Annotated in this window: 12 protein-coding genes; 5 read left to right on the forward strand and 7 right to left on the reverse strand. The window is 67.2% G+C overall.

What is annotated here, in order from left to right; translation table 11 throughout:
• Positions 1-38 precede the first annotated feature (38 nt).
• Positions 39-1,379 carry a 4-aminobutyrate--2-oxoglutarate transaminase gene (gene gabT, locus ACOI2T_RS20445; protein ID WP_409505651.1) on the forward strand — a complete coding sequence of 447 codons (1,341 nt, stop codon included), beginning with the start codon at positions 39-41 and terminating at the stop codon, positions 1,377-1,379.
• Here gabT and ACOI2T_RS20450 read toward each other — a convergent pair.
• Complete coding sequence (locus ACOI2T_RS20450) at positions 1,376-2,005, reverse strand: hypothetical protein (protein ID WP_409505650.1); 630 nt, start codon at positions 2,003-2,005, stop codon at positions 1,376-1,378. The two genes, gabT and ACOI2T_RS20450, sit on opposite strands and share 4 nt — an antisense overlap.
• A 68-nt stretch (positions 2,006-2,073) precedes the next feature.
• On the opposite strand from ACOI2T_RS20450, the gene ACOI2T_RS20455 reads away from it, so the two are divergent.
• From ACOI2T_RS20455 to car (ACOI2T_RS20465), 3 genes are all read left to right on the forward strand, one after another.
• Positions 2,074-2,709, forward strand: coding sequence for a maleylpyruvate isomerase N-terminal domain-containing protein (locus ACOI2T_RS20455; RefSeq protein ID WP_409505649.1), 636 nt, complete (start codon positions 2,074-2,076; stop codon positions 2,707-2,709).
• Between the two features lie 192 nt (positions 2,710-2,901).
• Positions 2,902-6,411, forward strand: a complete 3,510-nt coding sequence (gene car, locus ACOI2T_RS20460; protein ID WP_409505648.1) for a carboxylic acid reductase — start codon at positions 2,902-2,904, stop codon at positions 6,409-6,411.
• A gap of 207 nt (positions 6,412-6,618) precedes the next feature.
• A complete protein-coding gene (gene car, locus ACOI2T_RS20465) occupies positions 6,619-10,101 on the forward strand; it encodes a carboxylic acid reductase (RefSeq protein ID WP_409505647.1) in 3,483 nt (1,160 codons plus the stop codon).
• 116 nt (positions 10,102-10,217) lie between these two features.
• Here car (ACOI2T_RS20465) and ACOI2T_RS20470 read toward each other — a convergent pair whose 3' ends face one another.
• From ACOI2T_RS20470 to ruvC, 4 genes are read right to left on the reverse strand one after another with little or no spacing between them, the layout of a single operon-like run.
• Positions 10,218-10,604 carry a DUF1304 domain-containing protein gene (locus ACOI2T_RS20470; RefSeq protein WP_409505699.1) on the reverse strand — a complete coding sequence of 129 codons (387 nt, stop codon included), beginning with the start codon at positions 10,602-10,604 and terminating at the stop codon, positions 10,218-10,220.
• A gap of 5 nt (positions 10,605-10,609) precedes the next feature.
• Positions 10,610-11,668, reverse strand: a complete 1,059-nt coding sequence (ruvB, locus tag ACOI2T_RS20475; protein ID WP_067844971.1) for a Holliday junction branch migration DNA helicase RuvB — start codon at positions 11,666-11,668, stop codon at positions 10,610-10,612.
• A 3-nt stretch (positions 11,669-11,671) separates the two neighbouring features.
• The gene (ruvA, locus tag ACOI2T_RS20480; RefSeq protein WP_409505646.1) at positions 11,672-12,259 is read right to left on the reverse strand and encodes a Holliday junction branch migration protein RuvA; all 588 of its coding nucleotides are present in this window, start codon (positions 12,257-12,259) and stop codon (positions 11,672-11,674) included.
• Entirely contained in the window at positions 12,256-12,810 is a 555-nt protein-coding gene (ruvC, locus tag ACOI2T_RS20485) for a crossover junction endodeoxyribonuclease RuvC (RefSeq protein ID WP_085142118.1), read from the reverse strand. The genes ruvA and ruvC overlap by 4 nt, the downstream gene beginning before the upstream one ends.
• Positions 12,811-12,902: 92 nt before the next feature.
• On the opposite strand from ruvC, the gene ACOI2T_RS20490 reads away from it, so the two are divergent.
• A complete protein-coding gene (locus ACOI2T_RS20490) occupies positions 12,903-13,553 on the forward strand; it encodes an SDR family oxidoreductase (RefSeq protein ID WP_067844967.1) in 651 nt (216 codons plus the stop codon).
• 4 nt (positions 13,554-13,557) lie between these two features.
• Here the strand turns inward: ACOI2T_RS20490 and ACOI2T_RS20495 are convergent, their stop codons facing one another.
• Positions 13,558-14,313: a YebC/PmpR family DNA-binding transcriptional regulator gene (locus tag ACOI2T_RS20495; RefSeq protein ID WP_067844965.1), complete on the reverse strand. Its 756-nt coding sequence runs from the start codon at positions 14,311-14,313 to the stop codon at positions 13,558-13,560.
• Between the two features lie 141 nt (positions 14,314-14,454).
• A complete protein-coding gene (locus ACOI2T_RS20500) occupies positions 14,455-14,952 on the reverse strand; it encodes a hypothetical protein (protein WP_409505645.1) in 498 nt (165 codons plus the stop codon).
• Between the last annotated feature and the right edge of the window lie 13 nt (positions 14,953-14,965).

Consider the following 14,965-nt stretch of genomic DNA (forward strand, 5'->3'; position numbering starts at 1 on the left):
CATCTCACCGCGCCGCCGTCCGTTCGCAGGAGTCAGTGTTGAGCCATCTAGAACAGAGCCGTCACCTGGCCACCGCCATCCCCGGCCCGAACTCCCAGGCCCTCATCGACCGTAAGACCACGGCCGTCGCCCGCGGGGTCGGCACCACCATGCCGGTCTACGCCGCGCGGGCCGGTGGCGGCATCGTCGAGGACGTCGACGGCAACCGGCTGATCGACCTCGGCTCCGGCATCGCCGTCACCACGATCGGCAACGCCTCGCCACGAGTCGTCGAGGCGGTGCGCGCACAGGCCGGCGACTTCACCCATACGTGCTTCATGGTGACGCCGTACGAGGAGTATGTGGCGGTCTGCGAGCACCTCAACCGGCTCACCCCGGTGCGCGGCGAGAAACGCTCGGCCTTGTTCAACTCGGGTTCGGAAGCGGTCGAGAACGCCGTCAAGATCGCCCGCTCACACACCCACAAACCCGCCGTCGTCGCGTTCGATCACGCCTACCACGGCCGCACCAACCTCACGATGGCGCTCACCGCCAAGGTGATGCCCTACAAGCATGGTTTCGGACCATTCGCGCCCGAGGTGTACCGCGCTCCCCTGTCCTATCCGTTCCGCGATGCCGAGTTCGGCAAGGAACTCGCCACGGACGGTGAGCTCGCGGCGCGCCGCGCGATCAGCGTGATCGACAAGCAGATCGGCGCCGACAACCTGGCCGCGGTCATCATCGAGCCGATCCAGGGCGAGGGCGGCTTCATCGTCCCGGCCGACGGATTCCTGCCCGCGCTCCTCGACTGGTGTCGTCGCAACGACGTCGTGTTCATCGCCGACGAAGTGCAGACCGGGTTCGCCCGCACCGGCGCGATGTTCGCCTGCGAACACGAAGGCATCGACCCCGACCTCATCGTCACGGCGAAGGGCATCGCCGACGGACTGCCGCTGTCGGCGGTCACCGGACGCGCCGAGATCATGGACTCGCCGCACGTGTCGGGCCTCGGCGGCACGTACGGCGGCAACCCGCTCGCGTGTGCGGCCGCACTTGCCACTATCGAGACCATCGAATCCGACGGGCTCGTCGCCCGGGCGCAGCAGATCGAGCAGCTGATGAAGGACCGGCTGGGGCGCCTGCAGGCCGAGGACGACCGGATCGGCGACGTACGTGGACGCGGCGCGATGATCGCCGTGGAACTCGTCAAGCCCGGCACCACCGAACCCGATGCCGAGCTGACGAAGGCGTTGTGCGCGGGCGCCCACACCGCCGGGGTGATCGTGTTGTCCTGCGGCACTTACGGCAATGTGCTGCGGTTCCTGCCGCCGCTCACGATCAGCGACGAGCTGCTCATCGAAGGGCTCGATGTGCTCGAGCTGATCCTGCGCGACCTCTAGTGCGCGTGGGTGTGGCGCCGACCGAACAGGCCGCCCAGCCCGCGACGCTTCGGCGCAGCGGGCACCGCGGTCGTGGGCGCCGCATCGCCGGCCGGAACGGCCGCTGCCGGCACCGGCTCCGTCACGACGGGCCGCTGCGCGTACTCGATGTCACGGATGCTGCGGATCGACAACCGACCAAGCGCCATGGCACCGAGGAACACGATCAGCGCACCCAGGCCGGAGAAGTAGGCCAACTCGAGTGACACCTGCTTGGCTTCGGTGACCGCGACGGGCATGCCCGCGTCGCCCAGGCCGAGCGGTCCGGCCAATGCCCGACCGATCACGAACCAGGCGCCGGCCGCCACGGCGAGCCAGCCGCCGAGCATGGCGGTCGCCCGGTTACCCGAGGCCAGCAGCAACAGTCCGCCGACGGCAGCTGCGACACCAGGCAGCACTTCGAGCCAACCGCGCCCCATCGTCCAGGTCCACGGCTGGTCCGGGGTGAAGGCGAAGTCGAAGTACGGTCCGATGAAGGGGATCAACGCTCCCCAGATTCCGAGCACCAACAGCAGGAACCCGCTCGCGGCGCCACGGCTGCGCGGCATCCGCATCCTGCCGCCACGACGGGTATCGAATTCGGTCATGATGCCTCCTTTGTCGTACGGCTGGGTACCCACACCGAACCGAGGCGTAACGCTCTTAGGCTGGAGAAATGCGCCTCGCTGATGTGACACTGCGCGATGTGCTCGCCGACGCCTGGGAACGCTGGGGCCGTCGGTGCGCCGAACTCACCGACGCGCAGTGGCGCACCGCCACGCGGTGTGTCCCGTGGCAGGTCGAGGCGCTCGTGGCACACGTCTGCCCGGAGCCGACCACGTTCGAATCGCTCGCGGCCGCCACCGTGGCGGGGCCTGCGGCGGTCACCGACGCTGCCGCGATGCTGCGGATCTTCAACGAGCCGGACGGCGTTGCCAACACCACGGCCGATCAGATCGCGGACCGAGCGGTGTCCGAGGCGTCGGCGTTGACACCGCGGGTCGCCGCCGCCCGGTTCGCCGAGTGCGCGAGCAGGCTGCGGCAGATGCCCGAGATGTCTCGTCCCGCGCAGACCGTCATCGGATATCCGATCGTCGGCAGCACCACGCTTGCGGTGGTGGCCGAGGTCGCAATGATGGAGGCCACCGTGCACCTGCTGGACTTTGCCGATGCGGTGGGCGGTGTCGAGCCGTCGCCGGCAGCGTTAGCCGCGACGCGCGATCTGCTGATCGCGGTGCCCGATCCGGTTGCGGCAGTCGAGGCGCTAGCCGGGCGCCGGAGCCCGGCGGGGGCGGTGCCGGCAATCCACTGACGCCATCCGGTTCAACCGAATTCGGCTGCCTAACAGGACATTTGCGATCCCGCTCGAGATCGGCCCGAATTCACAGCACATTGACAGCCGCGTGGCAGCAGATCTGGAAATAAGTTTAGTTTTACTAACGTAGTAGACGTTGGGCGCAGCGTCGCGCCGTTCAAAATTAGCTGTTTCCAAGAGGACTTTGTGATGTCGACTGATACGCGTGAAGAGCGGCTGGAACGCCGCATTGCAGAATTGACCGCCACCGACCCGCAGTTCGCTGCCGCCATCCCGAGCGAGTCGGTGACTGCCGCAGTCGACAAACCGGGGCTGCGATTGCCACAGATCGTCCGGACCGTACTGAAGGGGTATTCCGACCGGCCCGCCCTCGGTGAGCGGGCCGTCGAGTTCGTCGTCGACCCGGCCAGTGGGCGGACGACCGCGCGGCTTCTCCCCCGGTTCGACACGATCACCTACGGCGAACTGTGGAGTCGGGTGAGCGCGCTTGCCGCGGCACTACACGCGTCGGGTGTCGCACCCGGCGACCGGGTCGCCATCCTGGGCTTCACCAGCGCCGACTACACCGCGATCGACACCGCGCTCGGACAGGTCGGCGCGGTTTCGGTGCCTCTTCAGACGAGTTCGTCGGCCGCCGCGCTGGCGCCCATCGTCGTCGAAACCGAACCGAGCGTGATCGCGGCGAGCGTCGACTATGTGGCCGACGCCGTCGAACTGGCCCTGACCGCCCATGCACCGGCCCAACTCATCGTGTTCGACCATCATCCCGAGGTCGACGACCATCGCGACGCACTCGCTGCCGCCAAAGCCCGGCTCGCCGCGGCGGGCAGCCCGGTCGCCATCGACCTCCTGTCCGACCTCGAAGAGCGTGGCCGCGCCCTGCCCGAGGCGCCTGCCCCGCAGTCCGACGAGGCCGATCCGCTGGCACTGCTGATCTATACCTCCGGCAGCACCGGCGCGCCCAAGGGGGCGATGTACCTGCAGAGCGCCGTCGCGAGGTTCTGGCGCCGCAACAGCAAGGCCTGGTTCGGCCCCACGACGGCCTCGATCAACCTCAGCTTCATGCCGATGAGCCACGTGATGGGCCGCGGAATCCTCTACGCATCACTCGCGGCCGGCGGCACCTGCTACTTCGCCGCGCGCAGCGACCTCTCGACGTTCCTCGAAGACCTGGCGTTGGTCCGGCCCACCGAACTGAACTTCGTCCCGCGGGTCTGGGAGATGATCCACGGCGAGTTCCAGAGCCGGGTGGACTCCCGCCTCCATGACGACGGCGACCGTGCCGCGGTCGAGACCGAGGTCATGGACGACCTGCGGCACAATCTGCTCGGTGGCCGATTCATCTCGGCCATGACCGGCTCGGCGCCCATCTCACCCGAACTCAAGGCCTGGCTGGAGACGTTCCTCGACATCCATGTGCTGGAGGGCTACGGCTCGACCGAGGCGGGCATGGTCTTCTTCGACGACCAGGTGCAGCGCCCGCCCGTGATCGACTACAAACTCGTCGATGTGCCGGACCTGGGGTACTTCGGCACCGATCAGCCCTACCCGCGGGGCGAGTTGCTGGTCAAGACCGACAACATGTTCCCCGGCTACTACAAGCGCCCGGAGATCACCGCAGGCGTCTTCGACGAGGACGGCTTCTACCGGACGGGCGACATCGTGGCCGAAATCGGGCCCGATCAGCTGAAGTACGTCGACCGGCGGAACAACGTGCTCAAGCTCGCGCAGGGCGAGTTCGTCACACTGGCCAAGCTGGAGGCGGTGTTCGGCAACAGCCCGCTCGTGCGCCAGATCTACATCTACGGCAACAGCGCCCGGCCCTATCTGCTCGCGGTCGTCGTGCCGACCGAAACCGCCGTGAACCGCTACGAGCCGGCAGAGCTCAAGAGCCAGATCGCCGAGTCACTGCAGCAGGTGGCGCGTGAAGCGGACCTGCAGTCGTATGAGATCCCACGCGACTTCATCGTGGAGACAACACCTTTCACACTCGAGAACGGACTGCTGACCGGTATCCGCAAACTCGCCTGGCCGAAACTGAAGGCACACTACGCCGACCGGTTGGAGCAGCTCTACGCAGATCTCGCCGATGGCCAGGCCAGTGAACTGCGCGCGTTGCGCGCGAATGGTGCCGACGCCCCGGTGCTGGAAACGGTGAGCCGTGCGGCCGGCGCCCTGCTCGGTGCGGCGGCGAGTGATCTGCAGCCTGATGCGCACTTCACCGATCTGGGCGGTGATTCGCTGTCGGCGTTGACTTTCGGGAATCTGCTGCGGGAGATCTTCGACGTCGACGTGCCGGTGGGCGTGATCGTCAGCCCGGCCAACGACTTGGCCGCCATCGCGACCTTCATCGAGTCGGCGCGTCAAGGCACCAAGCGTCCGAGTTTCGCCTCCGTGCACGGCAGGCACACGGCCGAGGTGGCCGCGGCCGACCTCACGCTCGACAAGTTCATCGACGGCCAGTCGCTCGCGGCCGCACCGCATTTGCCGAAGGCGGGCACCGAGGTCCGTACGGTCCTGCTGACCGGCGCGACCGGCTTCCTCGGCCGCTATCTGGCCCTGGAATGGCTCGAGCGCATGGACCTTGTCGACGGCAAGGTGATCTGCCTCGTGCGGGCGAAGTCCGACGCGGACGCGCGAGCGCGCCTGGACGCGACGTTCGATGTCGGCGACGCGAAACTGCTTGCGCACTACCGCGATCTGGCCGCCGACCACCTGGAGGTCATCGCCGGCGACAAGGGTGAGGCAGACCTCGGCCTCGATAAGCAGACGTGGCAGCGGCTGGCCGACACCGTCGATCTGATCGTCGACCCGGCCGCGCTCGTCAACCACGTGTTGCCCTACAGCGAGCTGTTCGGGCCCAATGCGCTCTGCACCGCAGAGCTGATCCGCATCGCGTTGACGACGAAGATCAAGCCATACACCTACGTGTCGACCATCGGCGTGGGCGATCAGATCGAACCGGGCAGGTTCGTCGAAGACGCCGACGTCCGCGTGATGAGCCCGGTTCGCAAGATCGACGACAGCTACGCCAACGGTTACGGCAACAGCAAGTGGGCCGGCGAGGTGCTGCTGCGTGAGGCCAACGACCTCTGCGGGCTGCCCGTCTCGGTGTTCCGCTGCGACATGATCCTGGCCGACACGACCTATTCCGGCCAGCTCAACCTGCCCGACATGTTCACCAGGATGATGCTGAGCCTCGTCGCCACGGGCATCGCGCCGAAGTCCTTTTACGAACTCGACACCGACGGCAACCGGCAACGCGCGCACTACGACGGACTGCCCGTGGAGTTCATCGCCGAGGCCATCTCCACGCTCGGTTCCCACGTCACGACGGGATTCGAGACCTATCACGTCATGAACCCCTACGACGACGGCATCGGCCTCGACGAGTTCGTGGACTGGCTGATCGACGCGGGTTACCACATCGAGCGCATCGCCGACTACCGCGAGTGGTTGCAGCGCTTCGAAAGCACGCTGCGGGCACTGCCGGACAAGCAGCGTCAGGCCTCGCTGCTCCCGTTGCTGCACAACTACCAGAAGCCGGAGCATCCGGTCCTCGGCGCACTGGCCCCGACCGATCGGTTCCGGGCCGCGGTCCAGGAGGCCAAGATCGGGCCGGACAAAGACATCCCCCACGTCACCGCTCCGGTCATCGTGCAGTACGTCACCAACCTGAAGCAGCTCGGCCTGCTGTGAGCACGGTCTGCTTCGACTCTGCGGTGAGGGTGCGGTCCCCTCGGATTCTCCCGCCTTCACCGCAGAGTCGAGCAGCCACGGCGGGCGTGACGCATCTCGCAGCATCGGAACTGGCATCTCGAAATATATTTAGTTTTACTAACGTAGTAATTCATAGGCGCCGCGAAGCGCCGACACATAAAAGTTGATTTGCTCAGGGGACCAATTATGTCGATCGAAACACGCGAAGAGCGTTACGAACGCCGGCTCGCCGACCTTTACCGCACCGATCAACAGTTCGCCGAGGCCAGGCCCAGCGAGGCCGTGACCGCGGCGGCCGACAATCCGAACCTCCGGCTGCCCGCCGTCGTCAAAGAGATCATGGCCGGCTACGCCGACCGCCCCGCGCTGGGTCAGCGCGCCGTCGAACTCGTCACCGAACCGAACGGCCGCACCCGGGCCGAACTGCTGCCCCGCTTCGAGACCATCACCTACCGCCAGCTCGGTGGGCGGATCCAGGCCGTGACCAACGCGTGGCACAACCATCCGGTCAAGCCCGGCGATCGCGTCGCGATTCTCGGCTTCACCAGCGTGGACTACACCACCATCGACGTCGCGCTCATCGAGCTCGGCGCGGTGTCGGTGCCGCTGCAGACCAGCGCGCCGGTTGCCCAGCTGCGCCCGATCGTCGCCGAAACCGAGCCCAAACTGATCGCGTCGAGTGTCGACTTCCTCGACGACGCAGTCGAACTCATCCAAGCCGGGCCCGCACCGGCGCGCCTGGTGGTCTTCGATTACCGGCCCGAGGTCGACGACCAGCGGGAGGCATTCGAGGCGGCCAAGGCCAAGCTGGCCGGGACCGACATCGTCGTCGAAACGATGGCCGATGTGCTGGACCGCGGGCGCTCGCTCGCCGATGCTCCGTTGTACGTGTCGGGTCAAGCCGATCCGCTGACATTGCTGATCTACACGTCGGGGAGCACCGGCACGCCGAAGGGCGCCATGTACCCGGAAAGCAAGGTCGCCAACATGTGGCGGATGGCCTCGAAGGCCAGCTGGGACGAGAAGCAATCCGTCCTGCCGGCGATCACACTGAATTTCCTGCCGATGAGCCACGTCATGGGCCGCGGCATCCTGTACGGCACCATCAGCACCGGCGGCACCGCATACTTCGCCGCGCGCAGCGACCTCTCGACCTTCCTCGAAGATCTCGCCCTGGTCCGCCCCACCCAGCTCAGCTTCGTGCCCCGCATCTGGGACATGCTGTTCGGTGAATATCAGAGCCGGGTCGACCAGCGCGGCGCAGGCTCGGAGGCCGAGGTTCTGGCCGAGGTGCGCGACAACCTGCTCGGCGGCCGGTTCGTGTCCGCACTCACCGGCTCCGCACCCATCTCCGCCGAGATGAAGACCTGGGTGGAAACCCTGCTCGACATGCATCTGCTGGAGGGCTACGGCTCGACCGAGGCCGGATCGGTGTTCGTCGACGGCCACATCCAGCGCCCGCCGGTGATCGACTACAAGCTGGTCGACGTGCCCGATCTCGGTTACTTCCGCACCGACCGGCCGCACCCGCGCGGTGAGTTGCTCGTCAAGTCCGAGCAAATGTTCCCCGGCTATTACAAGCGTCCGGACATCACTGCCGAGATGTTCGACGAGGACGGCTACTACCGCACCGGCGACATCGTTGCCGAGCTCGGCCCGGACCAGGTCGAGTACCTGGACCGACGCAACAACGTGCTCAAGCTGTCGCAGGGCGAGTTCGTCACGGTGTCCAAGCTGGAGGCGGTGTTCGGCGACAGCCCGCTCGTCCGCCAGATCTACATCTACGGCAACAGTGCCCGGCCGTACCTGCTGGCCGTCGTGGTCCCGACCGACCCGGCCACACCGAAGGCCGCGATCAGCGACTCCCTGCAGGATGCGGCGCGTGCCGCCGGTCTGCAGTCGTATGAGATCCCGCGTGACTTCATCGTGGAGACAACGCCTTTCACGCTGGAGAACGGCCTGCTGACCGGCATCCGGAAGCTGGCCCGGCCGAAACTCAAGGCACACTACGGCGATCGGCTCGAACAGCTCTACACCGATCTCGCCGAAGGGCAGGCCAACGAACTGCGCGAACTGCGCCGCAACGGCGCCACCGGACCGGTGATCGACACCGTCAGCCGCGCCGCCGGCGCCCTGCTGGGTGCTGCCGCGAACGACCTGCAGCCCGATGCGCACTTCACCGATCTGGGCGGAGATTCGTTGTCGGCGTTGACCTTCTCGAATCTGCTGCACGAGATCTTCGACGTGGACGTGCCGGTCGGCGTGATCGTCAGCCCGGCCACCGATCTGGCCGGGATCGCCGCCTACATCGACGGTGAACGCCACGGCTCGAAGCGTCCGACCTACGCGTCGGTGCACGGCCGCGACGCGACCGAGGTACACGCACGGGATCTGACCCTCGACAAGTTCATCGACGCGGCCACGCTGGCCGAGGCCACCAACCTGCCGAAGGCCGGCACCGAGGTGCGCACGGTCCTGCTGACCGGCGCCACCGGATTCCTCGGCCGTTATCTGGCCCTGGAATGGCTCGAGCGCATGGACCTGGTCGACGGCAAGCTCATCTGCCTGGTCCGCGCCCGCAGTGATGAGGACGCACGCGCCCGCCTGGACGCCACGTTCGACAGCGGCGATCCGAAACTGCTTGCGCACTACCGCGAATTGGCCGCCGACCACCTGGAGGTCATCGCCGGCGACAAGGGCGAGGCCAACCTCGGGCTGGACGACGACACGTGGCAGCGGCTGGCCGACACCGTCGACCTGATCGTCGACCCGGCCGCGCTCGTCAACCACGTGCTGCCCTACAGCCAGCTGTTCGGGCCCAATGCGCTCGGCACCGCAGAACTCATCCGCATCGCGCTCACCACCAAGATCAAGCCGTTCGTCTACGTCTCGACGATCGGCGTGGGCTGGGGTATCAAGCCCGGTGAGTTCGTCGAGGACGCCGACATTCGCGTGATCAGCCCGACGCGTCAGGTCGACGATTCCTATGCCAACGGTTACGGCAACAGCAAGTGGGCCGGCGAGGTCCTGCTGCGCGAGGCCAACGACCTCTGCGGGCTGCCCGTCTCGGTGTTCCGCTGCGACATGATCCTCGCGGACACAACGTATTCCGGCCAACTGAACCTGCCCGACATGTTCACCAGGATGATGCTGAGCCTCGTCGCCACCGGCATCGCGCCGAAGTCCTTTTACGAACTCGACGGCCCAGGTGGATTGGTTGGCAACCGGCAACGCGCGCACTACGACGGGCTGCCGGTCGAGTTCGTCGCCGAAGCGATCTCGACGCTCGGCTCCCACGTCACGACGGGATTCGAGACCTACCACGTCATGAACCCCTACGACGACGGCATCGGCCTCGACGAGTTCGTGGACTGGCTGATCGAGGCGGGCTACCCGGTGCATCGGATCGACGACTACGCCACGTGGTTGGAGCGGTTCGAGACGGCGCTGCGCGCCTTGCCGGACAAGCAACGTCAGGCATCGTTGCTGCCGCTGCTGCACAACTACCAGCAGCCGTCACATCCGATGCTCGGTGCCGGCGCACCGACCGACGTGTTCCGGGCTGCCGTGCAGGAAGCCAAGATCGGGCCAGACAAGGACATCCCGCACATCTCGGCGCCGATCATCGTCAAGTACATCACCAACCTGCAGCAGCTCGGCCTGCTGTAACAGCCTTCCCCACAAGGGAAGTTCCCCCTGAGCGGCCGCGGTCCCACCAGGACCGCGGCCAATCAGTATGTGTTCGGTTTTGCCACAACAGCTTCCACGCAAGAATCAGGGCTGGGCTAGACGGCCAGTCCCACGGCGACGAGGACGACCGCGATCAACGGAAGTGCGCCTTGCGTGATCGCGGCCCGGGCCTTGTCGGGCGAAGTCGTCAATAGCACCAGGGCCGCGGCCACCATCGACCCGGCACCGGCGAACACCAGTGCCGCGCCGACCGCGTCATGACCCGACGTGACCGCGACGATGCCGATTGCCGTGACGATCGCCAGGAACAGGTTGTAGAAGCCCTGATTGAACGCGAGTTCCTTGGTGGCCTCGGCCTCTTGCCGGCTTGTGCCGAACGTCGCCCGTGTCCGCGGCGAGGTCCAGGTCAGCGACTCCATCACGAAGATGTAGACATGCAGAAGCGCGGCGAGGGCGGCGAACACCAATCCGGCGATGACCATGCTCGTCATTCAAACAGGCCGGCCTGGCCGAGCCCGGTAACCGGTGGCCGCATGCCCAGGTGAGTCCAGGCCAACGGGGTGGCGACGCGGCCGCGAGGCGTGCGGGCGACCATCCCCGCACGCACCAGGAACGGCTCACACACTTCCTCCACCGTGGTGGCTTCCTCCCCGACCGCAACCGCCAGCGTCGAGACGCCCACCGGCCCGCCACCGAAACTTTTTGTCAGCGCCGACAATACGGCCCGGTCGAGCCGATCGAGGCCGAGCTCGTCGACGTCGTAGACCTCCAGCGCGGCCTTGGCGATGTCGCGGGTGATGACACCGTCGGCGCGTACTTCGGCATAGTCGCGGACCCGGCGGAGCAGCCGGTTGGCGATGCGCGGTGTTCCGCGCGAGCGCCGGGCGATCTCCGCACCGGCCTCGGCCCCGAGCTCGATCCCGAGGATGCCCGCCGACCGGGCCAGCACGCGCTCCAACTCGGCGGGCTCGTAGAAGTCCATGTGCGCGGTGAACCCGAAGCGGTCGCGCAGCGGGCCGGTCAACGCCCCCGACCGGGTCGTGGCGCCCACCAAGGTGAACGGGGCAACCTCGAGCGGGATCGACGTGGCGCCGGGACCCTTTCCGACGACGACGTCGACGCGGAAATCCTCCATCGCGAGGTACAGCATCTCCTCGGCGGGCCGGGCGATGCGGTGGATCTCGTCGATGAACAGCACGTCGTGCTCGACCAGGTTGGACAGCATCGCGGCCAGGTCGCCCGCCCGCTCCAGCGCGGGCCCGGAGGTCACCCGCAGCGACGTGCCCAGTTCGGCCGCGATGATCATGGCCAGCGATGTCTTGCCCAGGCCGGGCGGACCGGACAGCAGGATGTGATCGGGTGTGCCACCGCGGTTCTTGGCACCTTCGAGAACCAGCTGCAGCTGCTCGCGCACGCGCGGCTGGCCGATGAACTCCCCCAGCGACCGCGGCCTCAGGCTCGCATCGATATCGCCTTCACCGACGGTCAGCGCCGGGGACACCTCGCGGTCCTCGGCGGCGGCGTCATCGTCCTCGAAGCGACCCATGAGCTACTTCTTACCGAGCATGGACAGCGCCGCACGCAGCGCCGCAGACGTGGTGGCCTCGGGATCGTTGGCCAGTACCTTGTCGGTGGCCTCCTCCGCTTGTTTGGCCGCAAAGCCAAGCCCCACAAGCGCTTCGATGACCGGGCCGCGGACGGCATGGCCACCGGCCGCGAGACCGGGGCCCGGGGTGACCGGGCCGATCTTGTCCCGCAGTTCGAGCACCATTCGTTCGGCGCCACGCTTGCCGATGCCGGGCACCCGGGTCAGCGCGGTCACGTCGCCGTCGGCCAACGCCTGTCGCAACGCCTGCGGATCGTGGACCGCCAGCGTCGCGAGCGCGATCTTGGGCCCCACCCCCGAGACCCCCAACAGTGTCAGGAACAGGTCTCTGGCGTCGCCGTCGGCGAAGCCGTAGAGCGTCATCGAATCCTCACGCACGATCATCGCGGTGACCAGCCGCGATTCGGTGCCCCGCCGCAGCGTCGCCAACGTCGACGGGGTGGCCATCACCTTGTAGCCCACGCCCGCGGCTTCGATCACGGCATGGTCGAGGGCGATGTCGATGACTTCGCCGCGCACCGAGGCAATCATCGGGCCGCCTTCAGTTTGGCCTGGTACTTGCGCCGTTGTTCGGCGGCCATGGCCTCGGCGGCGGCCATCCGCGCGATCATGGGCGCGCGCCAGCAATGGCAGATGGCAAGAGCGAGGGCGTCTGCGGCGTCGGCAGGAGTCGGCTTCTGCTGCAGCTCAAGGATTTTCGTGACCATTGTGGTCACCTGAGCTTTGTCGGCTCGCCCGTTGCCCGTCACGGCGGCCTTGACCTCGGACGGCGTGTGGAAGTGCACGTCGATGTCGCGTTTTGCGGCGGCGAGCGCGATGACCCCGCCGGCCTGCCCGGTACCCATCGCCGTGTTGGCGTTCTGGTTCGAGAAGACCCGCTCGATGGCGATCACGTCGGGGCGGTGGGTGTCCATCCAATATTCGGCGGCATCACTGATCGCCAGCAGGCGTTTCTGCAGCGGCTCGTCCGCAGGGGTGCGCACCACGTCCACGTCGAGCGCGATGACATGCCTGCCCTTGCCGCTCTCGATCACCGAGAGACCACAGCGCGTCAACCCGGGATCGACACCCATCACCCGCACGCATACCCCTTCGTCAGAACATCTGTTCGAGAGCCTAGCGTGGCCGGGCGACGCCCCGTGGCAGGGACACGCGTCTATGTAGGCTCGGTCCAATGCGCGTCGTGATTGCTGGTGGACACGGAAAGATCGCCATGATCCTCGAGCGGCTGCTGGCCGAGCGGGGTGATTCGGTGGCCGGGCTCATCCGTAACCCGGCCCAGGTCGCCGATCTGGAAGCGGCGGGCGCGCAGGCCGTCGTGCTGGACTTGGAGCAGGCCTCGGTCGACGAGGTGGCCGAGGCGGTGCGCGGCGCCGATGCCGTGGTGTTCGCGGCGGGCGCCGGGCCGGGCAGCGGGGCGGCCCGCAAGGAGACCGTCGACCGGGACGCCGCGATCCTGCTGGCCGATGCCGCCGAGGCCGCCGGGGTGCAGCGGTATGTGATGGTTTCGGCGATCTCGGCCGACGACCGATCGCTCGACGACAGTTACGACGAGGTGTTCCGGGCGTACATGCGGGCGAAGTCGGATGCCGACGCAAATGTCCGCGCGCGCAGCGGTTTACGCACGACGATCGTGCGTCCGGGTTCGCTCACCGATGAGCCCGGCACCGGGAACGTGACGATCGCAGAGTCGACAGGACGCGGCAGCATCGCCCGCGAAGACGTCGCGCGGGTGTTGCTCGCGGTCCTCGACGCGCCGGACACCGCCGGACGGACATTCGAGCTCATCGCCGGGTCGACGCCGATCGCCGAGGCCGTCGGCTGAGCGGTTACTCCTCGTCGAGCTGGGCCGCGACGTCGTCCGGGATGTCGATATTGGTGTACACGTCCTGGACGTCGTCGCTGTCCTCCAGCGCATCGACGAGCTTGAGCACCTTGCGTGCGCCCTCAAGGTCGACGGGAACGGTGACCGACGGCTGGAAGCTCGCCTCCGCCGACTCATAGTCGATGCCCGCGTCCTGCAGAGCCGTTCGCACGGCCACCAGGTCGGTGGGTTCGGAGATGATCTCGAATGAGTCGCCGAGGTCGTTGACCTCCTCGGCACCGGCCTCCAGCACCGCCATCAGGACGTCGTCCTCGGTGAGACCGTTCTTCTCCAGCGTCACGACGCCCTTGCGGGAGAACAGGTAGGCCACCGAACCGGGATCGGCCATGTTGCCGCCGTTGCGGGTCATCGCGACGCGCACCTCGCCGGCCGCGCGGTTGCGGTTGTCGGTGAGGCACTCGATGAGAACCGCGACGCCGTTGGGGCCGTAGCCCTCGTAGGTGATGTTCTGCCAGTCGGCGCCGCCGGCCTCTTCGCCGCCGCCACGCTTGCGCGCCCGCTCGATGTTGTCGTTGGGCACCGAAGACTTCTTGGCCTTCTGGATGGCGTCGTACAGCGTGGGGTTGCCGGCTGGGTCGCTGCCACCGACGCGGGCCGCGACCTCGATGTTCTTGATCAGCTTGGCGAACATCTTGCCGCGCTTGGCATCGATGACGGCCTTCTTGTGCTTGGTGGTGGCCCACTTGGAATGGCCGCTCATGCAGGTAGTGCTCCTCTTTCTGCTGAAACTCCGGTTGACCAGTCTACGTGGCTGGTCACGCGGCGCCCGGCCCTGACTCGTCGAAACCGACACAAGGGTCGGCTCACGAGCCGCGGATCGACCACTGCGTCGGCCTCGGCGCTATCGGCCGACCCAGAGCGGGATCGGGTCATCGGGGTGATCGACCACGAGGAACTCCTGCGCAGGTGCGATCGCAACCGTCCGCGGAAGAAGCGTGACCGCGTCCCGCCGTGTGCCATCGATCTCGATCCCCACCGTGACCACGGCGGCGTCCGCGATCGCCTGTGCCGTGGGCGACGAGCGTGCATCCACGGCGATCCCGGAGTCGTGAACGGTGACCACAGTGGCGTTACGGGTCCGACTGCCCGCGCGGCTCAGGGCATGTGCCTGCTCGTGGCGGCGCACTGCCGTCATCGCGAGCCGCTCTCTCGCAACGCGCTCGGCAAAGGCATCGGCGCGAAGAAGCGTTCTCATGAACCACCGGCTCATCCGCTCCGTGGTGGTCAGAACCGACACCGAATCGAACTCGTCCGGCGTGTAGGACCACTCCCTGGGGAGCCAGGCGCCCTCCCCCGGCGTCTTCCAGTAATACCTGCCGCTGCTGGCGTAGCGCCTCATGGTCACTCCTCGG

It is taken from the genome of Mycolicibacterium wolinskyi str. Jessa 2025 (assembly GCF_049241375.1).
GTDB classification, from domain to species: Bacteria; Actinomycetota; Actinomycetes; order Mycobacteriales; family Mycobacteriaceae; genus Mycobacterium; species Mycobacterium wolinskyi.